Annotated in this window: 15 protein-coding genes and 1 tRNA gene; 10 read left to right on the forward strand and 6 right to left on the reverse strand. The window is 57.0% G+C overall.

The window, feature by feature from the left end:
- The first annotated feature begins 225 nt into the window (after window positions 1–225).
- Window positions 226–1,146, forward strand: coding sequence for an SMP-30/gluconolactonase/LRE family protein (locus Mal65_RS12095; RefSeq protein ID WP_145297769.1), 921 nt, complete (start codon window positions 226–228; stop codon window positions 1,144–1,146).
- Between the two features lie 26 nt (window positions 1,147–1,172).
- On the opposite strand, the gene Mal65_RS12100 is transcribed toward Mal65_RS12095, so the two are convergent.
- Window positions 1,173–4,223, reverse strand: a complete 3,051-nt coding sequence (locus Mal65_RS12100) for a carbohydrate-binding domain-containing protein (RefSeq protein ID WP_165701222.1) — start codon at window positions 4,221–4,223, stop codon at window positions 1,173–1,175.
- A 624-nt stretch (window positions 4,224–4,847) separates the two neighbouring features.
- Between Mal65_RS12100 and Mal65_RS12105 the strand changes: the two genes are divergently transcribed.
- Window positions 4,848–6,419 (forward strand): hypothetical protein, encoded by a 1,572-nt coding sequence (locus tag Mal65_RS12105; RefSeq protein ID WP_145297774.1) that lies wholly within the window; start codon window positions 4,848–4,850, stop codon window positions 6,417–6,419.
- Here the strand turns inward: Mal65_RS12105 and Mal65_RS26460 are convergent.
- Window positions 6,416–7,285: an NHL repeat-containing protein gene (locus tag Mal65_RS26460; protein WP_165701223.1), complete on the reverse strand. Its 870-nt coding sequence runs from the start codon at window positions 7,283–7,285 to the stop codon at window positions 6,416–6,418. The genes Mal65_RS12105 and Mal65_RS26460 overlap by 4 nt on opposite strands.
- A gap of 444 nt (window positions 7,286–7,729) precedes the next feature.
- Between Mal65_RS26460 and Mal65_RS12120 the strand changes: the two genes are divergently transcribed.
- The 6 genes from Mal65_RS12120 to Mal65_RS12145 all read left to right on the forward strand — a co-directional run bounded on the left by Mal65_RS12120 (window position 7,730) and on the right by Mal65_RS12145 (window position 17,305).
- On the forward strand, window positions 7,730–9,553 hold the full coding sequence (locus tag Mal65_RS12120) for a DUF7619 domain-containing protein (RefSeq protein WP_145297782.1): 1,824 nt from the start codon (window positions 7,730–7,732) through the stop codon (window positions 9,551–9,553).
- 99 nt (window positions 9,554–9,652) lie between these two features.
- Window positions 9,653–9,895, forward strand: coding sequence for a hypothetical protein (locus tag Mal65_RS12125; protein ID WP_165700968.1), 243 nt, complete (start codon window positions 9,653–9,655; stop codon window positions 9,893–9,895).
- A gap of 409 nt (window positions 9,896–10,304) precedes the next feature.
- Window positions 10,305–12,647 (forward strand): EcoAI/FtnUII family type I restriction enzme subunit R, encoded by a 2,343-nt coding sequence (gene hsdR / locus Mal65_RS12130; RefSeq protein WP_196784785.1) that lies wholly within the window; start codon window positions 10,305–10,307, stop codon window positions 12,645–12,647.
- 37 nt (window positions 12,648–12,684) lie between these two features.
- Window positions 12,685–14,172 carry a type I restriction-modification system subunit M gene (locus Mal65_RS12135; protein WP_145297788.1) on the forward strand — a complete coding sequence of 496 codons (1,488 nt, stop codon included), beginning with the start codon at window positions 12,685–12,687 and terminating at the stop codon, window positions 14,170–14,172.
- 2 nt (window positions 14,173–14,174) lie between these two features.
- Window positions 14,175–15,338: a PDDEXK nuclease domain-containing protein gene (locus Mal65_RS12140; RefSeq protein ID WP_145297791.1), complete on the forward strand. Its 1,164-nt coding sequence runs from the start codon at window positions 14,175–14,177 to the stop codon at window positions 15,336–15,338.
- Complete coding sequence (locus Mal65_RS12145; RefSeq protein WP_145297794.1) at window positions 15,335–17,305, forward strand: restriction endonuclease subunit S; 1,971 nt, start codon at window positions 15,335–15,337, stop codon at window positions 17,303–17,305. The genes Mal65_RS12140 and Mal65_RS12145 overlap by 4 nt, the downstream gene beginning before the upstream one ends.
- Before the next feature lie 391 nt (window positions 17,306–17,696).
- On the opposite strand, the gene Mal65_RS12155 is transcribed toward Mal65_RS12145, so the two are convergent.
- Window positions 17,697–17,768, reverse strand: a tRNA-Gln gene (locus tag Mal65_RS12155).
- A gap of 109 nt (window positions 17,769–17,877) precedes the next feature.
- Window positions 17,878–18,564 carry a redox-sensing transcriptional repressor Rex gene (locus Mal65_RS12160; protein WP_145297797.1) on the reverse strand — a complete coding sequence of 229 codons (687 nt, stop codon included), beginning with the start codon at window positions 18,562–18,564 and terminating at the stop codon, window positions 17,878–17,880.
- 490 nt (window positions 18,565–19,054) lie between these two features.
- Between Mal65_RS12160 and Mal65_RS12165 the strand changes: the two genes are divergently transcribed.
- Both Mal65_RS12165 and Mal65_RS12170 read left to right on the forward strand, forming a co-directional pair.
- Window positions 19,055–20,845, forward strand: a complete 1,791-nt coding sequence (locus Mal65_RS12165) for a hypothetical protein (RefSeq protein WP_145297800.1) — start codon at window positions 19,055–19,057, stop codon at window positions 20,843–20,845.
- A gap of 365 nt (window positions 20,846–21,210) precedes the next feature.
- The gene (locus Mal65_RS12170) at window positions 21,211–22,200 is read left to right on the forward strand and encodes a DUF1573 domain-containing protein (protein WP_145297803.1); all 990 of its coding nucleotides are present in this window, start codon (window positions 21,211–21,213) and stop codon (window positions 22,198–22,200) included.
- A gap of 186 nt (window positions 22,201–22,386) precedes the next feature.
- On the opposite strand, the gene Mal65_RS12175 is transcribed toward Mal65_RS12170, so the two are convergent.
- A complete protein-coding gene (locus Mal65_RS12175; RefSeq protein ID WP_390621837.1) occupies window positions 22,387–23,025 on the reverse strand; it encodes a PIG-L family deacetylase in 639 nt (212 codons plus the stop codon).
- A gap of 87 nt (window positions 23,026–23,112) precedes the next feature.
- On the reverse strand, window positions 23,113–24,849 hold the full coding sequence (locus Mal65_RS12180; protein ID WP_196784786.1) for a BamB-related PQQ repeat family beta-propellar protein: 1,737 nt from the start codon (window positions 24,847–24,849) through the stop codon (window positions 23,113–23,115).
- Between the last annotated feature and the right edge of the window lie 5 nt (window positions 24,850–24,854).

Raw genomic sequence — 24,854 nt, forward strand, 5'->3', positions numbered from 1 at the left:
CGTTGGTTGACGCTCATTGCTGGATCAAAACGGCCGCGGAGGTGTTGAGATTTCATCTGGGTACGCGACTCTCTTCAGCGACTCAAGAAGCACAACTTTCGACATGCCTCATCTCTCGCCCCCGGATTTTCAGTAAGATCGTGTGCTCCCACGAGACAGCGAAGCAAAGCCAAATCCATCTCGCACAACGACTGAGCCACTTTCCCTATGAGTTCGAGAACACTGATGCCAACAACCAAACGACTGACGGGAATACTGATCCTCTTACCGCTCTTTTTGTCGCTCTCGCACGTTCGAGCACAAGAAACGCAAAGCGATTCTGTCGTTGCTGAAGGTGCGACGCTGAAGCTGATCGGTGACGGTTACAAATTCACCGAGGGACCGACCGCCGACGATGCTGGAAACGTCTACTTCACCGACCAACCGAATGACCGAATCGTTCGGTGGGACGCCAAGACCGGAGAACTTTCCAACTGGCTTTCACCGTGCGGACGCAGCAACGGTCTCTACTTTGTCGCTCCGCAAAGCTTGATCGCGTGTGCGGACGAGAACAATGAACTGTGGCGTATCGACTTGGAAACAAAAGAGCATGCGTTGCTGGTCGGCCAGTTTGAAAACCGTCGTTTCTCCGGTCCCAACGATTGCTGGGTGGATCAAGACGGCGCGATCTATTTCACTGACCCGCTGTATAAACGACCGTACTGGAAGCACACCATTGCCGACGATCACCCGCGTGGTGTCTATCGGCTTTCACCGGATGGATCGATCACGCAAGTCGCCGGTGACTTAGTCCAACCCAACGGCATTATCGGTGATACAGAAATGCGTCATCTTTATGTCGCGGATATTGGTGACAAGAAGATGTATCGATATGTGATCGATCCGGACGGCAAGCTGACCGAACGAGAACTCTTTTGTGAATCGGGCAGCGATGGCGTGACGCTGGACGTCGATCGCAATCTTTATCTGACCGGCCGTGAGGGTGTTACGGTCTTTGACAAGACTGGGAAGCAAATCGAAACCATTGCGGTGCCCAAAGGCTGGACCGCGAACGTGACTTTCGCGGGACCCAAGTTTGACCAGTTGTTCATCACCGCCGGTGACAGCGTCTTTACGATTCAGATGGCGACGACGGGACTTCGATAGACACGTCGCGACCATCCGCCTATTGCTCAGACGGTTTGAAAGTTCAAACGTCCGATGCTTCCGGTGATGTCGACGTAGTACGTGAATCCGTCGACGCCGGTGTGCATGTCGACGATGAATCCCACGTTACCCGAGACGACTTCGACGCCCAGGAATTCACCGCTGTCGCTGAAAGTGGCGGCGCGTAGGATCTGGTCACCGATGTCGGTGAACAGCAGCGTTCCGGTACCTGAAGCGTTCTGGGGACCGACAAAGTCGCCCATGACGATCGCGCGGGCTCCCTGGCTGTGCAGCCGGGCCCACATCGGTGCGGTCACGTCGGGATTGGTTGCGTAGTAGGCTTGGACCTCTGCCAAGTCGCGGTATCGTCCGGTTTGCAGGCTGTCGCCATCGCCGCCTTCGAAAGCCGGCCAACCAAAGTTCTCGCCGCCCACGCCACGATTGACTTCTTCCCACTGAGTCCATCCGACATCGCCGACGAAGATCTCGGGGTTACTGGCTGTGCCACCCACCGCGAATCGGAATGGATTCCGCAGGCCATACGCGAACACCTTCGATTCGTTGGCGTCGGGGTCGCCGTTGAAAAGTGGATTATCGCCGGGGGCCTGGCCGGTGATCGGATCGATGCGAAGGATCTTGCCCGCCAATGAGTCAACATCCAATGCACGCAGGTTGATCGGGTCGACACGACCAAAGGAACCGCCGTCCCCGCTGGCGGCATACAGCATGCCGTCGGGACCGAACTCCAACTCGCCAATCGTGTGACTGGTTTCATCCGCCGGGATGCAGTCTTCGATCGGATTGCCCGCGGCGTCGACGCAACTGTGTGGTCCCTCCAGACCCACCCTGGAATCTGGATCACCGATGTTGTCGAAGGTGCTGTTGTTGCCGACCAACACAACGTTGGTTGCTGGGTCAGCCGTTAGGACGCCATTGTTTTCCGTCACGGTGAAGCGTGAGATGCGGGAGACGCGCGATCCGTTTCCGTCGACGCCGCCCAAACCACCACCGGTGATCTCAGGCGGATCATAAGTGTAGGACGCATAGATGTATGGATTGTTGGCCAGATCCGGATGGACGGCGAATCCAATCATGCCGCGATCCTTGGTGCCAGAGTTGACGATCGACCGGATGTCTAGCACGGGCGTCGACTGAACCGACCCATCTGCATTGACCAAGCGAACGACGCCATCTTGTTCGGCAACCAAGAAGCGGCCATCGGCCAGTTGTTCCACCTCGATCGGTGTATCGAATCCCGCGGCTAGTTGGCTGGTCACGTACTGTCCATTGGACAGCGGTACGGACGGCACGTCGGCACCATCAATCAGCGTGGCCACCTCCGCAGCGGTCAGGGCGCGGTTGAAAATCCGCACGTCGTCGACGGCACCGGCAAAGTGATTGTCCACTCGGCCGATGTTCACTCTCGTTTCCGCGGTCGGTGTGCGTCCGGCGTACTGATCGGTCGAGTAAACCTCCGCCGAATTCACGTAGACTCGATAGTCCGTGCCGTCGAAAGTCGTGGCGACATGGTTCCACTCATTCAGCGTCAAGACTTCGCCGGTACTCAAGCTGTTCCAATTGGTCCCGTCGCCAAAGCCGGCATGCACCTGTGTGTCGTTCTGAACCCAGATCCCCGGATAACGTCCGGCGACTCCGCCACTGCCTTGGAACCCAAGAACGCCCTGATACGTGCGTCCCGTTTCGGTGGGACGAACCCAAACGGACTGAGTGAACTGACCATTGCTGAGATCCAGCGACGGATCACCCGCGATGTTGACGAAATCGTTGTCGCCGTCAAACACCAAGGCACCGGCATTGGCGGAATCAAAATCGACGCCGTTTGCAGTGGGGCCGGCGGGGACGGCGATGTTCGTATGAGTTCCCGAGTTGCCGTTGCCTGAGGAGTCGGCCACGCTTTGACCGATCGCCGATTCATCCAGTCGCCAATGTCCGACCAGCCCGAGTCCCGATTCATCGTCGACGATCGTCACGATTGCGGTTCGCGGTTCGGCCAGTTCAGCGCCTTCGCTGCGGAACAGCGACACACTGAACGTTTCGACGCTTTCGAATTCTTCGTCGTTGATCAGATCGACGGTGATGAATGCGGACGATTGACCATCAGCAAAATCGACTCTTCCAGAATCGGTGCCGACAAAATCGCTGCCCGATTCGGCTTCGACGCCAAAGGTTTGATAGAAGACCGAAGCCGGACCATCGGTTCCATCGAAGCGGTCGATTCCAATCTGTGCCGTGCCGTCGGACTCATCGACGGTCACCTGCGTGACAGCCAAACCAACAAAGCCAGCCTGCACCTCGTCGCTTGCGTACTGAAAGTACCCGTCGGTGTGCAACGTTTCGCTTTGGCGGTTGCCAGGGACGATACCGTCAGAGGGCAACCAAGTGCCGGTTGAGTACACAGTTGGATCCTCGGTCTCGTACGTCACTCCGTCGATTTGAATGTTGTCGACGTTCAGGTTGTAGTCGATGCCTGCATCTGGTTCGTAGCGATCATTGGTGAAAGCAACGCGGACTTGGTCTGCCGAAACGGTCTGTGCCGCCACGAATGAATAGGTCTGTGTTGTCGTGCTAACGTCCCAGTTGGCGACGGTTTCCCCGTCGATCAAAAGCGACATGTTCTCGTTGCCCGTGCTGCCGTCGGCGGTGACGACAATCAGCGATCCGGTCGGATTGCCGGCCAGGTCGTACTGAAAGAAGCCGTCGGCGTGCAGGTATTCGCTTTGACGGTTACCCGGCGTGATTCCGTCCTCGGCCAGCCAAGTTCCCGTTGAAAAGACGTCGGGTGATTCTGTTTCATAGCCAACCCCGTCAACCTCGATACGGTCGACTCGAACGTTTCGGTCGATGCCTAGCTGCGGCTCATAAACATCGTTGATGAATTCGATCCGGATCTGCGAAGGTGTCGACGCACCGGTGTCGGCGTCCAGCCGAACGAACTGACCGCTATCGGCGCCGCTGCCCAAGTCGCTGTAGGTGCCCACCAGTTCATCGTCGGCGTACAGACGGATGGTTTCGTCGCCCGTCGTGCCGGCGGCTAACACAGAGATCGCCGACAGCATGTGCCTTTCCTCCAGCGGACCGCACGTCCATGGCTGGACTTGGTGCGATGATTGACGGCGCTGGCGGAATCGGTTTGGGACGAGTCTTTTGAGAACGGCGAACATGGCGCGGAAGCAAGAAGGGGCACTGACGGGCTATCTGAGTCCCCGAGTCTCTTTGCGGCGGGCAGATTTTACAAGCTTCAATTCGGCACATGATCGGACTCGCCTGTGTATCGCGACGCCCTTCCCGGACAAAAAAGGCCGACCCTGACGCAAGCAAGCGGGTGACTATGAATCACAGCAGATGGAAAACGCAGCATCAAAAGGCGGTTGCGATGCCACACCCACCAGGATCGACGATGTGATACGAACCGCGGCCTGGGGCGGCTGCTTTGGTGATTCGTGGACGTGCGAGCACCGCGATCGGATCGGTTTTGCGTGTCGCTGGACGTAGGAAATGCTTTCGTTGTCCCAAGTGCATAAGTAAACTTTTGGCCTGAAAGAGGACGCGAAATGCGTCGCGACTTGAGTGGCGAACGGTTTCACAGAACGCCCCGTCGACTTGTGATGGGTGTTTCCGCTGGGTCAACAATTCTTTGCTTCGCTACCACGTTTCGTTCAGCTTGCTTTTACAACTGGTTCATGATGTTGATCGATCGGTCCAAGCAGCGAAATAGCCGCCGGCGTCCTCTGGCTTTGGAGAAGCTGGATGCGCGACGTGTCCTGGCCGCTTTTCTTTGGAGCAGCGATGTCGACGGGGCTTGGTCGGATGCCGGAAATTGGCAGGTCACCGAAGGCACATCGGTCACGGGTGTTCCCGGATTGGGCGATACGGTGATCATTGATCGTCCCGGGGCCGACCCGGTGATCACGATCGATTCGGTGACCACGGTGGATGAAATCGTTACGGCGGAAACGCTGGCCGTGACCGACAAGTTGACCGTCAATCGAACGCTGGATGTTGCCGGTACGCTGCGATGGTCCAACGGCGACCTGTTCACCAACGGATTGTCGATCGATGCCGAAGGACGCTTTGAAATCACTGGGACGCCTGGATCGCTGTCGTCGAGCATCCGCAACGAAGGGACCGTGGATCAATCGGTATCGTTCGCACGGACGGCGCGGTCCATCGTGATCGAAAACGCCGCCAGCGGAACCTGGACAACGACCAGCAGTTTGGCCAGCGACGCAGGCTTTGCGATGACCTTCAACAATCGCGGCGTTTTTCAGAAGACCGGTGACGCCAACGCCTACTTTCCCAATACCAACAGTAAATTCACGCACTTTGAAGGCAGCCAGATCGTCGTCACCGGCGGAACTCTGTCGCTGCCGACCTCAGGCACGGGAAGCGAACCGTCGACCGGTTCAACGTTCAATGTCGCGGCGGGTGCGACGTTGGATTTGCTGGAGGGAATCGGGCACTACACAGGTACTTACACCGGAGTCGGCGATGGGCGGGTTGAGATCGCGAGCGGTGCATCGTTTCAGGCTGGATTCTCACCGACCGTTTTGGACTTTCCCGAGGACATGCTGCACTGGACCGGTGGCCTGGTTCAAGCCGGCAACGGCACGATCGAAAACCAGGGGTTCATGCATTGGTCGGGCGATGACGGGTCACGCAGTCTACGCGGACGGATGTTCGTCAACACAGAAACGATCGTTCACGAAGGAAGCAGCGAAAGTCTGTTGGATGCCGGTGGCCAGGGAACGCTGATGACCAATGCGTCCGGCGCGGTGATTCAGCTTCGTGATACCGGATCGCTTGTCGGCGGAACGCTTGTCAACGAAGGCGTGGTTGAATCGAACGGCGAGTCCACCGAATTGGATTCGAAACTGTTTGCCGAGTTGGGCAGTCGCGTCGAAGTGACCTCGGGCACATTGAATCTGACCGGTGGCGGTTCATTCGCGTCGACGGAACTGGTGGTCGCGAATGCTGCGGAACTGGTCTTCAATGCTTCGGCGTTTAATGACCCCGTGATTCTTCGCGACGGGGCAGTCATTTCAGGTTCGGGCGATGGCAAAATCGAGTTTCGTAAAGGACGATTCGATTCCACATCGAATAACGCGGCGATCGATTTCCAACCCGGTTTGTTCCAGTGGTCTGGTGGCGAGTTTGTACGCAACATCCGCAATTTGGGCGAAGTCACCGTTGTCGCGACTGACTCGCCTGATGCGGGACCGCTAGCGGTCGTGACTTCTTCTTTGAATAACTAGAATTCATCGAACCACGGACCGACGGCGGGATCGCTACCAAAGTTTCCGATCGTCCATTGCACCTGAATCTCATCGCCCGAGATAACGTTGGCGGGGCCACTGATGAACGAAGGCACCAAATCCACTCGCGGAGCACGCTGGAAGAACGCGAACACGGCTTGATCGTCGACGATCGTTTCAAAGTCGGTTGCGATCAAGTTATCGAATTCACCCGAAAGCGTGTCCCCGGAGATCACGCGATACGAATCGCCAATCTCCGACGCCAACGTTGTCGATGCGTAAATCTGCAAGTCGCCGTCAATCGTCACGGCACCATCGGCGACAATCGTCGCAAAGTCGCCGCTGGCAGGCCGATCGCCAACGAAAAGCTGAATCGTTCCGATCGTTTCAAACTCGCCCGCAACACGAACGTCGACATCACCGTCCAGCCGAAGCGTTCCGACGGTTTGATCAACGATCGGCGACATTCGATAGATGGACCCACTGGTGTCACCAATCAAAACCTCGCCAGTATCAGAATCGACCGATACGTCCGACACTCGACCAAGCGAAACGCCGGTCCGTTGCAGATCGACATCTTGAATGAAAGACCCAGTTGGCGTCATCATCCGCAGCCGCGCATTGTTTTCCGCCGCAATCAGCAACTCGCCCGTGGATTCGATCACGTCGATTCCGCCGAAGTCGACACTGAAGAACGGACCACCGGTTGGTCTGACCGGAAACTCAGCGAGCACGGATCCATCGTCAGGATCGATCTCGCGAATCTGACCGTCGCGGCCAAGCAAGAACAGGCTTTCACGAACCGGATGATACGCGATACCAGAATGGTCACGATCAAGGGCGCCGAGCGACAGTGACGCGAGCACATTTCCGTTGGCAAGAGCCTTAACCCAGACTCAGGAAGTTTGAGATTTGAAGATCGAGCTATTCGGGGAACTGAGTTGCAGGAGAGGCTTAGAAGCAGCACGCAGACCGTCGCTGTGTTCGACTCGTGCTACAGCGGTGCTCTCATATCGCAGCTTTCCGGCGAAAACCTGACGACAATTGCCTCCACAGACTACTATCAGGCGGCGCAGGACACACCTAGTTTTAGTAGTCAATTTGTGCCGCGATTAAGCAGCGAAAGGCATAGGGGACTCGAGCAGATTGTTGCATCTGCTGCCGACGCGCAGCGGGCCAAATACATCGACGGCTATAGTGCCGGTTCACTCGCTCAAATCCGAAAAAGCGATGCATTTCGGGATGCGCTACGAGGTGAGGGAGTCGCGCGGAATGAGCCTATCGCCGATGTCCTGGCGAGGGAAAAGCAATTGCGTGGCGACGCGAAGGGCATCGACACCAGCGGAGACGGTCTCGTCGATTCGTTCGCCGTCGATCTCAACGCCGACGGCACACCAGAAGCGATCATTCCTGACTACAACGGCGACGGTGAACTAAGAAAATCCGACTTCACCAATAGGAATTCCGTCGACATCGAAGCACTAACGCCTGCGCAGAGAGATCAATATAAGATCTTTCAAGAATTTTCAGATATACAAAAAGGATTTCGAGCCTCCTCTCGTTTCGCCCTACAAGACCCTGTCATCTCCGGTCGCCTGGATGGCGACCCGATCGATCAAGTCGATTCCAAAGGCAGCGGTGGGGCGACAACAACTGTCGGCGATGATCAAACGACAAAGCCTGAAAAAGGAAAAGTGCGAGGCGAGCGTGGTCGGTCGTTTGACCCCAATGAAAAAGTCGGACCGGCTGGATTCGGCGAACAAGGTTTTCTCCGTAACGGCATGTCACTGCCCTACACGATCTTCTTCGAGAACGATCCCGAGAAGGCGACTTTGCCGGCCCAAGAAGTCTTCATCACCGAAGTCCTGGACGAAGATTTCGACCTAACCACCTTCGAGCTCGGTGACATGATGGTCGGTGATCGTCTGATCGAAGTTCCGTCGGACCGAACCGCTTGGTCGACCGAACTTCCGCTGGACGACCCTGAGTTTGATCTAATTCTTTCAATCGAGGCCGAGCTCGACTTCCCGACTCGAACCGTCACCTGGACCTTCGCAACGATCGATGCCGAAACCGGACTGTTGACCGCCGAATTCGACGCCGGGTTCCTGCCGGTCAACGATGAAACCGGTCGCGGTGAAGGACAAGTCAACTATTCGATCCGCCCCAAAGCCGATCTGGCCACCGGCACTGAGTTGACCGGCATTGCGGAAATCGTCTTTGACGTCAACGATCCGCTGATCACCAACAGCACACTCAATACGATCGACATCGACCCGCCACAGGCGACCGTCGATCAGCTGCCCGAAACATCGCTAGCCCTGTTCAAGGTTTCTTGGGAAGGCATCGACGTTGATGGTTCGGGGATCGCAAACTACGACGTCTTTGTTGCAACCGACGACGGTCCTTTCGAGCAATGGCTTGACGGCGTCAGTGGAACGAGTCGTTTCTTCCGCGGCGAAGTCGGTAGCGAGTATGCGTTCTACGCGACCGCCACTGACAACGTTGGTCTCCGCGAATTATCATCACCGGCGGTGGAAGCGACCACTCGGGTGGTCGCTAGCCCGTGGACCAACCAGACAAATCGCTATGACGTCAATGCACGCGACGGCGTGACGGCGGCGGATGCTTTGGGCGTCATTAACGAATTGTTGCGGCGGTCGTACAGCGATCCTGAGACATCGGTTTTGCCGTCGACAACGCCCGACGGTTTTTCGGGTCCGTTTCTGGACGTGAACCAGGACGGTCAGGCGACCGCACTTGATGCCCTGCAAGTGATCAACTTTTTGATCCGTCGATCGCAAACGGGCGAACCCGAATCGCCGTCTACGTCGATTGCATCGATGCCTGTTCCGACGGCGACGTCCGTGGATCAGCCTGATTCAAAGGACGAACTGGCACTGGACGTTCATGGTGACCTGGCAACCAATCTTTTGCGCACCAGTTCTGGGGACAGTTCCAGTCCTGACTCCGACCAAACAGTGTCGACCAGCCATGACGACTGGGACGTGGGGCTGTTGAGTGTCTTGGCGAATACCGGCCCGAGCGATGCAGAGTCTGACCAGTCGACGGCGGCGTTGTTGAAAGACGAGCATCTTCTGGGCGAATGGCCGATCGACCAAAACGGCAGATAAGACGTCTGGCTGAATGTGACCTGCAACCGAAAAACTGAGCCACGGGAAGTGAGAAAACCGGGTTCGAATTTGGCCGTCATTTTGAAGGAGATGATGACCATGAAGAAGTCCCGTTTTACGAACGAGCAGATCGCGTTTGCGCTCAAGCAGGCCGAGGTCAGGTACGCTTGTTCCGATTTGCTCGATACCGCTCCGCCAGACTGCCGGTTACTCGTTGCGAGCTCTACCCTGTCGACGTGTATCGCCAGTGCGAACCAGGCTGGTCAAATCATCAACGCTGCGGTGCTCCTTCGCGGCCTGAAGCGTCTTAAAATTTGCATCGCAGTTTCTACTGGCTTGTAATGTCGCCAGCGTAAGTAGAACTCCACCGGTCAGTGCCCCAGTAGCTACCGCCGCCGAATTGTTGTCGCCGTTTGTCATATCCAGCACATCCAGCCTCTTCGAGGCTGATACGGCAAGCTTGTATATCATCGCCAAGCTTGCACGCCGTTTGCCATTGCCATTGCCTTTGGTCTTGCGATGACGGAGCCGGATCGTCGCGACTGTGACTTGGCCAGCTAATGAGTCGAGTCAACGTGCACGTAAGTTTCGTCCCAGCCCCACCCCATCCGGCGGGCAATTCTGTCTATACTCCCGCACGGAAGGCCACTTCAGTTGGCCGCTGGACAGTTTGAAACAGAAGACCGGGGCATCGTCGCACGCCTACCTGAGCTTCATGCCCCTGTTTTACCCGTCAAATCGGGTAGAAATCATGGACTCAATCGACAAGAAGTCGCTGAGTGAACGCGACATTTGCACCCAATTCATCACCCCCAGCATCACGGCTGCGGGTTGGGATCTGCATGCGCAGGTGCGTGAAGAGGTCACGTTCACCGATGGTCGCGTCATCGTGAAAGGGCGATCCACGGCGCGAGGACCCAAGAAACGTGCCGACTATGTCCTCTATTACAAACCCGGTATCCCGCTTGCCATTGTCGAAGCCAAAGACAACAAGCACACCATCGGGGATGGGATGCAGCAGGCGCTGTCCTACTCCCACGAAGATTGCCTCGACGTTCCGTTCGCGATCAGCAGCAATGGGGACGGCTTTCTCATTCACGACCGTACGGGGACCTATCCGGAAACTGAATTTCAAATCCCTCTCGATCGGTTCCCAGCACCTGACGATCTTTGGCAACGCTACCTTCGATGGCGCGGCATCGACGACCAAGCCGAGCAAATCGTCGACCAGGACTTCCACGACGATGGATCGGGCAAGTCACCCAGGTACTACCAAACTAAGGCAATCAACCGCAGCGTCGAAGCCATCGCGTCCGGGAAAGATCGTGTTTTGCTGGTCATGGCAACCGGTACCGGTAAAACTTACACCGCTTTCCAAATCATCTGGCGATTGTGGAAGTCTGGGGCAAAGAAACGCATCCTGTTCCTAGCTGACCGAAACATTCTGGTCGACCAAACCAAGACAAATGATTTCAAGCCATTCGGCGGCGCGATGACCAAAATCCGCAATCGGAAGGCGGACAAGTCATTCGAGATCTTTCTGTCGCTCTACCAGGCCATCACCGGTCCAGAGGAAAGCGACAAGGTTTACAAAGAATTTTCCCCTGACTTCTTTGATCTCATCGTGATCGACGAATGCCATCGCGGCAGCGCCAAGGACGATTCCGCATGGCGGGAGGTGCTCGATTACTTCAGCAGCGCGACGCATCTGGGGATGACCGCCACGCCCAAGGAGACCCAGTACGTCTCCAACATTCATTACTTTGGCGACCCCATCTACACCTACTCACTGCGACAGGGGATCGATGACGGATTCCTCGCTCCCTACAAAGTCATCCGGGTCGACATCGACAAAGACCTCCAAGGGTGGCGCCCCACCAAAGGTCAATTGGATAAACACGGCAACCTCATCGAAGATCGAATCTACAACCAAAAAGATTTCGACAAATCTCTCGTTCTGGAGCCACGCACCCAACTCGTCGCCCAGCGGATCACCGAGTTCCTACAAGCGACCAACCCCTACGACAAAACGATCGTGTTCTGCGATGACATCGACCATGCCGAGCGAATGCGGCAAGCCTTGGTCAACTGCAACCCGGAATTGGTCGGCGAGGACGACCGGTATGTCGTCCGCATTACTGGGGACAACAAAGAAGGCAAAGAACAACTGGATTTCTTCATCGACCCCGAGTCACGTTATCCCGTCATAGCGACGACATCCAAACTGATGACAACGGGAGTGGACGCCAAGACCTGCAAACTCGTCGTCCTGGACCAACGCATTCAGTCGATGACCGAGTTCAAGCAGATCATCGGGCGTGGAACTCGGATCGACGAAGACTTCGGCAAGCTCTTCTTTACCATCATGGACTTCAAAAAGGCCACCGAGTTGTTTGCCGATCCCGACTTCGACGGCGATCCGATTCCGGACGAAGACTACGATCCTCTGTCCGGTGGTGAAGGCGCCGGTGGCGATCCAGGTGCGGGCGACACTGGCGGCGATGATCCGTCACTACCAAAGCCGGGAGCCAAGAAATACTATGTCTTGGATACCGAGGTGAGCGTTGTCGCCGAGCGCATCCAGTACTACGGCCCGGACGGCAAGCTTATCACCGAATCCCTTCGCGACTACACCAAGAAGAAAGTCATGTCGCGATTCGCCTCCATGGACGAATTCCTTCAAACCTGGAATGCTGCCGATAAGAAAGCCGCGATCATGTCCGAGTTCGAGGAACAGGGCGTCTTGTTTGAGGCACTCGCGGACGACATCGGTAAAGATCTCGACCCCTTCGACATGTTGTGCCACGTCGTGTACGGGCAACCACCTCTGACAAGGCAAGAGAGAGCCGAGAACGTCAGGAAGCGTGACTACTTCACCAAGTACGGAACTCAAGCACGAGCCGTCCTAGAAGCGTTGTTGGAAAAGTACGCCAATCAGGGCATCCTCGCCATCGAGAGCATGGACGTGCTCAAGGTCGACCCACTCGATGACATGGGGACGCCCGTCGAAATCATCAAACTTTTCGGTGGAAAAGATGCCTACCTCGCAGCGCTCAAAGACCTAGAGACCCAACTCTACGCAAGTGCTACCTAGAAACGATGACCATTTAACCACACGGACGTGATTCAGCATGTCAATCAGCACCACGATCAAGTCCATCCAAGACATCATGCGCAGGGACGCGGGCACCTACGGGGACGCCCAGCGGATCGAGCAGATCGCATGGATGTTCTTCCTGAAAATCCTCGATGATCGCGAGACCGAAGAAGAACTGCTCGAAGACGACTTCAAATCGCCGATTCCCGACAAGTATCGATGGCGGAACTGGGCAACCGATGATGAAGGCATGACGGGGGACACGTTGCTCGACTTCGTCGACAATGGGCTGCTTCCCGCACTGAAAACTTTGACGGTCTCAGCGGCCAATCCGCGGGCCGCTGTGATCCGATCCGCCTTCGACGACGCCAACCAATACATGAAGAACGGCACGTTGATGCGCCAAGTCATCAACAAGATCAACGAGATCGACTTCAACAACAGCAAAGACCGGCACCTCTTCGGCGACGTTTACGAGCAAATTCTCAAAGACTTGCAATCGGCGGGCAATGCGGGCGAGTTCTATACCCCGCGAGCCGTCACCCAATTCATGGTCCAGCAAGTCGCCCCGCAACTTGGCGAGCAAATCCTCGACCCCGCATGCGGCACCGGCGGCTTCTTGACCGCCGTCATCGACTACATCCGCGATGAAACCGGTCAAGTCAAAAAGCCCGCCCACGAAGAGACCCTGCAAGCCAGTATCCACGGCGTCGAGAAAAAGCACCTGCCGCACATCCTCTGCACCACCAACCTGCTGCTGCACGGCATCGACGTCCCCTCGCAAATCCGCCACGACAACACGCTCAGCCGTCCGCTGCGAGACTACGGCCCGAAAGATCGTGTGGACGTGATCGTCACCAACCCACCGTTCGGCGGCATGGAAGAAGACGGCATCGAGCTGAACTTCCCCAAAGCGTTTCAAACCCGCGAAACGGCCGATCTGTTCCTCGTCCTCATCATGCACCTGCTCAAGGACGGCGGTCGCGGCGCGATCGTCTTGCCCGACGGCACGCTGTTCGGCGAAGGCGTGAAAACGCGGATCAAGGAGCGGCTACTCGACGAGTGCAACCTGCACACCATCGTCCGCCTGCCCAACGGAGTCTTCAATCCCTACACCGGCATCAAGACCAACCTACTGTTCTTCACCAAAGGGAAACCGACGAAAGACATCTGGTTTTACGAGCATCCGTACCCACCCGGCGCAAAGAGCTACAACAAAACCAAGCCCATCGCTATCAGCGAGTTTGACGCGGAGAAGAAGTGGTGGGGCAAGCCGGATACGCGGGGCGGATTCAATGGCCGCAAAGCGAGCGAGCTGGCATGGAAAGTCAGCGCCGCCGAGATCAAAGAGAACGGCTATAACCTCGACATCAAGAACCCGCACACTGTCGACACCGGCCGCGGCGATCCCGATGAACTGCTGGCCGAACTGGAGTCGATCCGCGCCGCCAGCCGCCAGACGCTCGACCAGCTCAAGAGTGAACTCGCCGCCGCTTTGGCTTCGTCGGAGTCAAAGACGTAGTTATGCCTGACATCACCCAGCCAAATACACCATCGCAGTTCACCGAACTGCTTGGCACCATCCAGTTCGTGGACCAGCGACTTGCCAGCCACGCCTCCCGAGCTGTCAACACCAGCCTGACCGTGCGGAATTGGCTGATCGGATTCTACATCGTCGAATTTGAGCAGCATGGTGAAGATCGAGCCGAATACGGCGACAAGCTGATTTCGAAACTGGGTGCCGAGCTGAAGGGGCGCGGTCTGCGTGGGGTCAGCCAACGCGAACTCCGGCGTTATCGCACCTTCTACATGACGTATCCGGAGATTCGGGGGTCACTGACCCCCGAATTCCATAAGTTGCTGCCAGCCGGTGATTTAGAAAAATGGGAGGCGCTGGCCCCCATTTCTGAACCAATTCGGGACTCAGCGAGTCCCGTTTCAACCGCCGATCTCCTGACAAGACTCTCGTTCACTCACATCGTAGAGATTCTGCGCACCGACACGGCGGAAAAACGCGACTTTTATGCTGCCCAGTGCATCTCTGGCGGCTGGTCCGTTCGCGAACTCAAACGCCAGATCGCTAGCCAGCTTTTCGAACGCAGCGAACTTTCCACCGACAAGGCGAAGCTCAACGAACTCACCAACGCTGACGCTGAAATCCAGCCCTCCTCACTGACCATTCGCGACCCGTACATCTTCGAATTTCTGGGGCTGAAGCCCACTGAGGTGATGAGCGAATCGCACCTGGAAGACCAGCTCCTCGACAAGCTGCAGGAGTTTCTATTGGAGCTGGGCGAGGGTTTTTGCTTTGAGGCACGGCAGAAACGCATCCTCATCGGGGAAACGCACAACTTCATCGATCTGGTCTTCTACCACCGCATTCTCAAGTGCCACGTGCTGGTCGAATTGAAGTTAGAGCAGTTCAGTTACGAAAACATCGGGCAACTGAACACCTACGTCAGTTGGTTCGACCGCAACGTGCGCGGCGAAGGCGACAATCCGCCCGTTGGCATCCTCCTGTGTACCGAACGCGACAAGTCGCTGGTTGAATACGCACTGGCCGGAATGGACAACTCGCTATTTGTCTCGCGGTATCAACTGCAACTGCCCAGCAAAGAAACGCTGCGAGCACAGATCGAAGCGGAACGCAGGCGGTTGGAGTCGGCCAGCGAAGGAGGTGAGCCATGAGTTTGGCCGAACCGATGGAATCATCTGTGTGGGAGTCGCCGGAGTGGCAGGAAGCGGTCCGCCAGAATACCGGCTTAAAGCCGTTCTTCGACAACCTTGAGTCGTTTGTGGAGTTGCCGGAGGGAGTTGAAAAGCTGCGCGATTTGGTTTTGGAACTGGCTGTTCGCGGAAAGACAGTAGCTCAAAATCACGACGATGAACCAGCGAACAGCGCGCTTGAACGAATTAAGTCTGAACAGACTGCGCTCGTTGAATCGAAAGACATCCGAAAACCCAAGAAAACCCTTCCGATTGATGAAGTGCCATTTGCAGTCCCAAACGGTTGGGCGTGGACGCGACTCGGCGACGTATGTTTTGTCATCACAGATGGTGTTCACAAGACTCCCACCTATGTCAGCGAAGGCGTTCCATTCCTATCAATTAAGGACATTAGCAGTGGCAAGCTCGATTTCTCATCGACGCGATACGTAACGCGAGAAGCCCATGAGAAGATGATTGAGCGATGCCACCCAAAGCGCGGTGATCTACTATTCACCCGAATTGGAACGCTGGGCACTAACGTAGTTGTTGATTGCGATGTCGAGTTCAGCATTTTCGTAAGCGTGGGACTCATCAAGTATCCGCAGCATGAAATTGATTCGCGGTTTCTCAGTTATCTGATGAACTCACCACCGCTGCATCGACAATACCAAGAAGTTAAGGCTGGTGGTTCGCACACGGACAAACTAAATCTTGGTGACATGCCACAATTGTTGATCCCTTTTCCACCTCTCGCCGAACAGCGTCGGATCGTGTCGAAGGTGGAGGGGATGATGTCGTTGTGCGATACGTTGGAATCGCATCGGCTGGCGCGCGAGAGTGTGCGAGAGCGAGCCAGCCGCAGCGTGCTTGCGAGCCTGACCAGCGCGCCCCGCACAGCCTGCACGCCTCAGCGGCCCAAAGCCGCGGAACCGAATGGTGAGCGGCAAGGCGCTAGCCGCCGGTTTTCCGATGGTGACGTTTCCCCTGATTCACCGACGGCTAGCGCCTTGTCGCTCACAGAAGCTGCCCCGAAGGCGCAGCGTCGAGCCAGTGGAGTGGAAACGCTCGCCAGTGCGTGGCAGCGTCTGAGCGATCACTTCGAGGTCCTGCTCGACCGGCCCGAAACCCTCGCCCACCTCCGCCAGTCCATCCTCCAGCTCGCCGTCCAAGGCAAACTCGTCCCCCAAGACCCAAACGACGAACCGGCGAGTTCACTGCTTGCGAAAGACTACGAACTACCAGCGGAATACAAACGGAAACGGAAGATCGTTAAGAAAACGCCAGTCAACACACCAGAAGACCTACTGATTGAGTTGCCCCAGTCTTGGGAATACGTAGTCATTCAAGACTTGTACGACAAGAATATCATCGTTGACTACGCTGACGGGAATCACGGGGCGCTCTACCCTCGCAAACATGAATTCGGTAAGACAGGCGAAACTTTTGTCTCGGCAAAAGACCTCGCTGGTGGGCGAGTAGTTTGGGATTCATGCAGCAAACTCAACAAGGAAAAGGCCTCGCAATTAACCAAAGGATGGGCAGAGGGCGGTGACGTTCTACTAACGCACAATGCCACCGTCGGTCGCGTGGCGTTAGTGGAACCTGAGGCTAGTCGATTCTTACTCGGAACATCGGTCACTTTCTATCGACTGAACGCTGATGCGATCATCCCTGAGTTCTTGTACCTCGTCTTTCAAGCGCCGGTTTGGCAAGGGCAGATGGGTGCGATCATGGCACAGACAACGCGGAACCAAGTAAGTATTCAGAAGCAAGCATTCTTCCAAGTGCCGTTGCCCCCGTTAGCCGAACAAAAGCGGATCGTGTCGAAGGTGTCGGTCCTTTTGTCGCAGCTCGACGAGTTGTCCGCGCGATTGCGTTCCCGCCAGTCCACCACCGACGTCCTCCTCACCGCCCTCATCCATCAAATCCTGGAGGGCAGCAAGTGACGACAAAGCGAAACAACCAAATCACAGGCAACGTCGGCATGTACTACGCCTGTTACCAACGCCAAGGGAGCCGAAGCTGATGCGGAACCTGCGGGCAACCCGGGAAGCCGAACTGCTGGCCCACTACCCAGCGAAAGACGTTTGCAGTTGGCTGGGCAACAGCCCAGATGTGGCAAACAAGCACGACGCCATGACGATGCAAGCATCGTTTGACCGTGCCGTGGCAGCAGGCGCTGGCATCACAGGGGGTGACTTGCGAGGTGCCTAGAAAAGTCCCCCAGGCCATGCAAGAAAAGCCGCCTGTAAATGAAGACACGAAAAAAGCCGATGCGAAAAATCCCGTGAATGACTGGAGATGTCTCGCATCGGCTTTAGCTGACTTATCGCTAAGCTACCCCGCTAGGACTCGAACCTAGAATGACTGAACCAAAATCAGTAGTGTTGCCGATTACACCACGGGGTAGGACGGAGCAGAGTGTAGCAGTCGATGTGGATTTGCTAAAGAGCACCTGCGGCATTGCGACCCAGATTTTTGCCCTCGCCGGCCGTCGCTTTGCGTCTGAGATTCTGGGTCATCGGTTGGCGTGAACGGCGAAGGCCAGTCGTTGCAGTTCGCGAGCCAGATCGACGTTGATCACCGCCACCGATGACGGCAATTTGATCGTCATCGGCGTGAAATTCAAGATGCCGGTGACGCCGACGCCCACCAGTTTCGACGCGACCTCCGGGGCGGCATCGACGGGGACGGCCAGGATTCCCAGATCGGGCTGGATCGACGCGCACACGCCTTCGAGCATGTTGAAGTCGGCGACCCGGATCCCGCCCAGCTTGCGGCCGATTTTTGCCGGATCGATGTCGAAGGCGACCGCCAGGTGAAACCCCAATTGGTCAAAGCCGCGGTATCGCAGCAGGGCGTCGCCCAGCGATCCGACGCCCACCAGGATGACTTTCCACCGGACGCCGCTGCCCAGCAACATGCCGATGCGATCGGCCAAATCGGCAACGTCGTAACCCACCCCGCGGCGGCCCACGCTGCCCAGTGAACTGAGGTCACGGCGGACGACGGCGGGGGAAACGTCGACCAGTTTGCCCATTTCGCGGCTGTTGATCGACGTCGTTCCACCGGCCAGGACGCGATGCAATTCACGGTGGTACAGGGACAGTCGGCCGACGGCGGCACGGGGCAGATCGGCGGCGATCTGACGGAGGTCTTCGGGTGACGGATCGTCGTCGCATGAATCGTTGGCCGCGTCGTTCATGCCGCCATTGTGTCACGAATGGGGCGATTCCGCACGAGTCAAGTCGGCAAATCCGCCGCCCTTTTGGGGGACGCCAATGTCCAAATATCCTGGGCAGGTGGGATAAATCCCCTCGGGAAACCCCTTGGCTTATCCGCTCACCGGCACAACCGGTACAACCCGAAGGTTTGTCAGCAAAGGCCAACCCAAACGTCCCAAATTGCCTCGGTGGTGCGGTTTGCGTGGGCAACGTTTTCAACGTGGTCGATGTAGTCACTGCATCGGAACCAGTTTCGTTAGGGCATGGATTTTCCCTCAGCCCAAAAGTTCTCCCAGGCCGCACTTCGTACCAGCGGACCAAAGCACGGGGGAGCCGGCGAGGCGACTCGAGTCAATCGAGCGTCGGCGCCGCGAAATTCCGATTCAGACGCCGCGATCCGAGCGAGTTGCTCGGCGGCGCTCACGCTACGTCCTAGCGACACTCGCGTTGTTTCCTGTGGAGAAGTTAAAGATGAAAAGGCTGTGGTTGTTGCCTGCCTTGACGATGATCAGCATCGTCTCGGGCGCAAATTCCGCAAGCGCCGCATATTGTGGTGCGATCAGCTATGAAGGCTGTAGCGGATGTGGTGGATCGGTTGTCGAAGGTGGTGCGGTTGCCGATGGCGCCGTGGTTGCTGACGGCGGCGCGGCTGCCGGTGGTTCGTACACCGTGATGCGATCGGTTCAAGAAACCGTTTACGAGCAAGTCCAAGAGACTCGCTATCGCACGCGGACCGAAACGTACTACGAAGACAAGGAAGTTCAAGCGACTCGGATGGTCCAAGAACAACGGACCAAAGACGTCAATTACACCGTGATGGTGCCGACGTACGAAACCAAAACTCGTACGATCAACTACACGGTCAACAAGCCGGTGTACGAACAACACCAGCGCGTCATCAACTACACGGTCAAAAAGCCCGTGTACGAGACCAAGACTCGCACGATCAATTACACCGTGATGAAGCCCGTTTACGAGCAACATCAAAAGGTGATCAACTACACGGTCAAAAAGCCCGTGTACGAAACCAAGACTCGTACGATCAACTACACGGTCATGAAGCCCGTGCACGAGACTCGCACGAAGACCATCAACTACACCGTGATGGTCCCGACGTACGAAACCAAAACTCGTACGATCAACTACACGGTTTACAACACCGTGAAGGAAAACAAGGTTCGCACCGAGACGTACAGCGTCATGGTTCCGCAAACCTACACCAAGACGATCACCGTGAACACGGGATCGTGGGAAACCCAAACCGAAACCATCCCGGGTCCGGTCCAACGCCGCGTCGTTCGCGAAGCCGGCACTTGGTCGTACGATCCTTGCAGCTGCAAGTGCGTCTACACCCCCGGTGAATGCCGCGTCGAGTGCGTGCAATGCCCGCCGAAGACGATCTGCAAGAAGGTCTGGGTCCCGAGCTGCGAGCAGCGTGAAGTGACCTGCACGAAGTACGTCAAGGAATGCCGCACCCGCGAAATTCCTTACACCGTGTGCCGTAAGGTTCCGGAATGCCGTACCAAGGTTTGCGAATACAAAGTTTGCAAGATGGTTCCCGAGTGCCGCACCAAGACCTGCAACTACACCGTTTGCAAGATGGTCCCCGAGTGCCGCACGAAGACCTGCAACTACACCGTTTGCAGCTACGTTTGCGAGCAACGTCAAAAGGTTTGCAACTACACGACCTGCAAGATGGTCCCCGAGTGCCGAACCAAGACCTGCAACTACACCGTTTGCAACTACGTTTGCGAACAACGTCAAAAGGTTTGCAACTACACGACCTGCAAGATGGTCCCCGAGTGCCGCACCAAGACCTGCACCTACAAGGTTTGCAAGATGGTCCCCGAGTGCCGCACCAAGCAAGTTTGCTACACCGTTTGCCGTCCTGAGTGCTACACGAAGATCGTCAAGGTCGCCAAGTGCCGTAAGGTTTGCGAACCTTACACCGTCACCAAGTGCGTGCCGCGAGTCGTGTGCAAGCAAGTTCCGGTCACCGTTTGCTGCCCCGCTCCGACCTGCTGCGGTTCGTCCGTCAGCAGCGCCAGCGACATGGGTGCATGCGGATGTGGCGACAGCAGCTGCGGTGGCGGCTGTGGCGCCGCTGCCGACTGCGGCTGCGACGCCGGTTGCGGTTGTGCCGCTCCGGCTCCGGCTTGCTGCCCGGCCAAGAAGAGCTGCATCGAAGGCCTGCTGAACAAGCTGTTCGGTGGCCGTAGCTGCAACAGCTGCTGCGACGTCGCTCCGGCTTGCGGATGCTAATCCGGAAGTTGGAAGCCTCGCCTTCGCGGCGAAGCAACCAAAATTAGGACGTTAGCTACGACGGCGGGTCGAGTCTTCGAGAGAAGATTCGATCCGCCTTTTTTCGTTGGTTCACCCGGCGATCCAGCCCAGCCGTGACACGCGGTGGCGATGCGTGAAGCAGCAAAAAACTTGACCCACCCGGCCAGAGCGTTAACCTTACCCTTGGAGTGGTGCAAGGAGGGGCCCCTGTTGGTGCGGTCTGTGATGCTGGTGGTGGTTTCATTTTGCCACTTTCGGCCCTTTTTTTGCTCGCTTTCCCAATTTCACACTTCCGCCGCCCTACAGTTGGGTGTCAACAAGATCCATTCGCTCGGGGAATCACCATGAATTGCGGGCCTTTCACCTGTCTACTTTCCGTCGCCGCGGCGGCCGTCGTTTTCACCAGCCAAGCCGCCGCCAATTGGACGGACCAAGCATTTCAGGTGAAATCGCACAACTTTGGGACCGTCGCCGTCGGGGCGAAGACCGAATTTCGGTTTCCGATCTACAACCCGCTGAACCAGCCGATCCATATTCAAACGGTTCGCGCCAGCTGTGGTTGCACCACGCCGATCGTCGAAACGCCGTACATCGAACCCGGTCAATCGGGATCCATCTTGGCTCGGTTCAATACGCCGACCTTCCGTGGAAAGAAAGGTGCCACGCTGACGGTCGTGATTGACAAGCCGTATTACACCGAAGTCCGTTTGCGTGTGGACGGTTACATCCGCAGCGACATGGTCTTTCATCCGGGCGAAATCGATTTCGGCATGATCAACCGTGGTGATTCGGTGGACCAGTCGACTCGCGTTCTGTACGCCGGCCGCGGCGACTGGCAAATTGTCGATGTCCGCAGCAGCCAGCCGTGGATACAAGCCAGCAAAGAAGAAGTCAAACGCAGCGGCGGATCGGTCGAATACAAAATCAACGTCGCGATTCGCGAAGACGCACCGATCGGGTTCTTTCAAAACGAAGTCGTCGTGACGACGAACGACCGATCCATGCCGCGAGTCCCGCTGATCGTCAGCGGACGTGTCGACGCCGCGTTGACGATCGCCCCGCAATCGCTGGCGCTTGGGCAACTGAAGATCGGCCAAGCCGTTGAGGAACGCTTGGTGATCCGCGGCCAGGAACCGTTCACGATCGACGCGATCGAATGTGAAGGATGGGACATCGCTTTCGAACCCATCACGCAAGCCAAAAAGATGCACATCTTCACGGTCAAGTTCACCCCCACCGAATCCGCGACGTCTCAAAAACAGACGGTGGTGATCAAAACGGGTGGTGACAAACCGGTGACCGCCAAGGCGATGTTGACCGCCGACGTTCAATAAAGACTCGTCAGCGGGAAAGACGCACACAGTGATCAAGACGTTCGGTCAGCCAAACGTCGCCCGACGATCCAACCGCCAAGGAAGCGTCTGACGATTATCGATCAACGGCCAAGTCGGTCCCACGGGATCGACTTGGCTTTTTTCATGCGCTGACACTGCCACCATGTATCAAGCCGACGCCAAATTTCAAATCAAATCGCGCAGCGAATCGATCGCCAGTGGTTCCTTGGTCGCGAACGGTTCGCCAAAGCGACGATTGATCAGCTTTCCCCAGTACGCCGCATCGTCACGGACACGATCGATCATCGTCGGTGGTTCGGTCGGCCGCCCGGTGATGAATTGACTCTCGTACGCCATCACCGAAGCGATTTTTTGGTCCCAGTGGTCGCTGATATCAACGATCCAGCCGGGCTGAACAGCCAATCGCAGGTGGATACAAAAGTAGTAATAGATTCGTTCGGGATGGAATCGATCGCCGGGCATGTCCGTCTTGCTAAGCTTGGCCCAAAACCGAGCCGCTTCGACCAGTTCCGTTGCCGCCACATGGTCGGGGTGCGCGTCCATCCAGTACGGAGCGAATAGCCATCGCGGCCGCAGCATCCGAAAGAAACTGGCCAGTAATTCGCGGGCTTCCAAGGTGGCTTGTAGCTTGCGATTGGTCAGGCCGGCATTGCCGCGCCAGGTCAAACGAAGGGCTTCGGTGGCCGACGCGGTTTCCGCCTGGCGGATCGATTCGCTGCCGTGCGGGGTGGGTTCGCCGGAGGTCAAATCCAGCACACCGACACGCATGCCGACATCGATCATTTTGGCGATGGTCCCGCCCATGCCAAGTTCGGCATCGTCGGGATGCGGCGCGATGACCAGAAAGTCCAGCGGTTCAATGTCAATGCTGCGTGGGTCAGTGATCACGGGTCATGGATCCCTTGGATCGGTGGTGGCGTCGTCGATGGACTCGGGTGCAAGTTCTGGGAACCGAAAACAGATGGCGTGACGGTCGTTGCGAACGAGCACGTATCGTCCGGCGACGGTGGGGATGTTCCATGTCTTGGATTCCAGGGCTGGCAAACGCAAGAGTTCGACAAATTCTCGTGGGTTGGCCTCGCACAGACTGATGGCACCGGGTTCGGTTTGCACGACCAGGACATCCTGGCACAGCAACAGTTGACCCTGGCCGCATCGATCGCGACGCGGTTGGACCCAGCGTCGATCAGGCTCGGTCAAGTCGACACATTCCAACATGCCATTGCTGATGCCATAGGCGATGTTGCCATCGACCGCCGCATGATTGAACTTGGTTTTCACCAGCCGAGAGCTGGCCCAGATTTCATCCGCCGCCCATGCATCGCCGGTGTACGACATCTGCACCAGCGCGCTGCCGCCGCCGTAGCCTTTGCCGATCAAGAAGCGATCCTGACCGACGGGAATGACGGAGGCACAGTTGGCACCGCCCGATGAATCGCCGTCCCACGGGAATGACCACAGGACCGTGCCGTCGTCGACCGCATGACCGGTGATGGAGACTTCGTTGACGATCACAATCTGTCGCGAATTAGGGGCACCATCGCCGTCAAACTGGATCAGTTGGGCGGACGCGTAGCTGATTTGGGCGTCGCCCGATTTCCAAACGACGTCGCCGGTGTCGGCATTCAGTGCGATCAGGCTGCGCTGGTTTGCATCGTCGGACGATTCATCGGCACCGTAGGGCAGCACGCAAAGGTTGTCGACGATCAAAGGCGAACCGGATCGTCCCCATTCGATTTCAGATTCTGATGCGGATTGATCCCAGCCGGCCATTTCCAACAAGTCGACCGACCACAGGACATCACCACTGCGCAGGTGGATGCAGTGGACACGTCCGCTTGCACCTTGGGTGTAAACTTTGTCGCCGACGATCGTTGGGGTGCTGCGTGGGCCTTCGCCGCCCAGTGCGTTGAAGTGATACGCGTCGGTGGTGACTTTCCAAATCAGATCACCGGAAATCAATTCGTACGCGGTGACCCATTCATTCCGGTCGCGTTGTTCCAGCGTCACGGCGAGCCCGTCGGCAACGGCAAAGGAGGCCCAGCCGCTGCCCACACCGATCTTCCAAAGCTGTTCCACTTCGTCGACCGAGGTGGGGATCGCGAATTGACGTTGGGGCAGAACGCCGTTTCGGTTGGGGCCAAGAAATTGTGGGAATCGAGCGGTCAAATGGTCGGGCAACGAATCGATCGCTTCGTCTTCCGCCGTCGGCTGGATCGACGCATCCACGGCCGAGGTGCCTTTGGGATCGGATTGCATTGGCTGGATGCGGCCGGTTCCCGACCATCGCCAGGCAAAGGTGGGGACCATTTCGCCGCTGAAGCCCTCGAAACGCAGACAGGCGATCGCCAGCAACAGGCCGACCCCCAGAGCCGCGGGCAACACCGGTCGGTATCCACGGCGTCGCAGGCCAATCTGGATCATCACCAATCCGGCCAATCCACCGATGCCGCCGGCGATCAGAGAATGGATCAACGATTGTTGAAAATCGGTTTCGTGGGCACGCGTGTAGAACCAGTAGATCAACCCCGCCGTGACCGCCAAGACGGCCAGACCGATCACGATCAGGCGACCGGCCGTCGCGTCCGGGTCGGACGTCGCCCTGGGGGCATTGGATACATCGTTCATCAAGC

Source organism: Crateriforma conspicua, from assembly GCF_007752935.1.
In the GTDB taxonomy this organism is placed as follows: domain Bacteria; phylum Planctomycetota; class Planctomycetia; order Pirellulales; family Pirellulaceae; genus Crateriforma; species Crateriforma conspicua.

Coding starts and splice junctions, on each gene's coding strand:
- Mal65_RS12095 (WP_145297769.1), top strand. CDS start 226: ATGCCAACAACCAAACGACTGACGGGAATACTGATCCTCTTACCGCTC.
- Mal65_RS12100 (WP_165701222.1), bottom strand. CDS start 4,223: ATGCTGTCGGCGATCTCTGTGTTAGCCGCCGGCACGACGGGCGACGAA.
- Mal65_RS12105 (WP_145297774.1), top strand. CDS start 4,848: ATGATGTTGATCGATCGGTCCAAGCAGCGAAATAGCCGCCGGCGTCCT.
- Mal65_RS12125 (WP_165700968.1), top strand. CDS start 9,653: ATGAAGAAGTCCCGTTTTACGAACGAGCAGATCGCGTTTGCGCTCAAG.
- hsdR (WP_196784785.1), top strand. CDS start 10,305: ATGGACTCAATCGACAAGAAGTCGCTGAGTGAACGCGACATTTGCACC.
- Mal65_RS12135 (WP_145297788.1), top strand. CDS start 12,685: ATGTCAATCAGCACCACGATCAAGTCCATCCAAGACATCATGCGCAGG.
- Mal65_RS12140 (WP_145297791.1), top strand. CDS start 14,175: ATGCCTGACATCACCCAGCCAAATACACCATCGCAGTTCACCGAACTG.
- Mal65_RS12145 (WP_145297794.1), top strand. CDS start 15,335: ATGAGTTTGGCCGAACCGATGGAATCATCTGTGTGGGAGTCGCCGGAG.
- Mal65_RS12160 (WP_145297797.1), bottom strand. CDS start 18,564: ATGAACGACGCGGCCAACGATTCATGCGACGACGATCCGTCACCCGAA.
- Mal65_RS12165 (WP_145297800.1), top strand. CDS start 19,055: ATGAAAAGGCTGTGGTTGTTGCCTGCCTTGACGATGATCAGCATCGTC.
- Mal65_RS12170 (WP_145297803.1), top strand. CDS start 21,211: ATGAATTGCGGGCCTTTCACCTGTCTACTTTCCGTCGCCGCGGCGGCC.
- Mal65_RS12175 (WP_390621837.1), bottom strand. CDS start 23,025: ATGGGCGGGACCATCGCCAAAATGATCGATGTCGGCATGCGTGTCGGT.
- Mal65_RS12180 (WP_196784786.1), bottom strand. CDS start 24,849: ATGAACGATGTATCCAATGCCCCCAGGGCGACGTCCGACCCGGACGCG.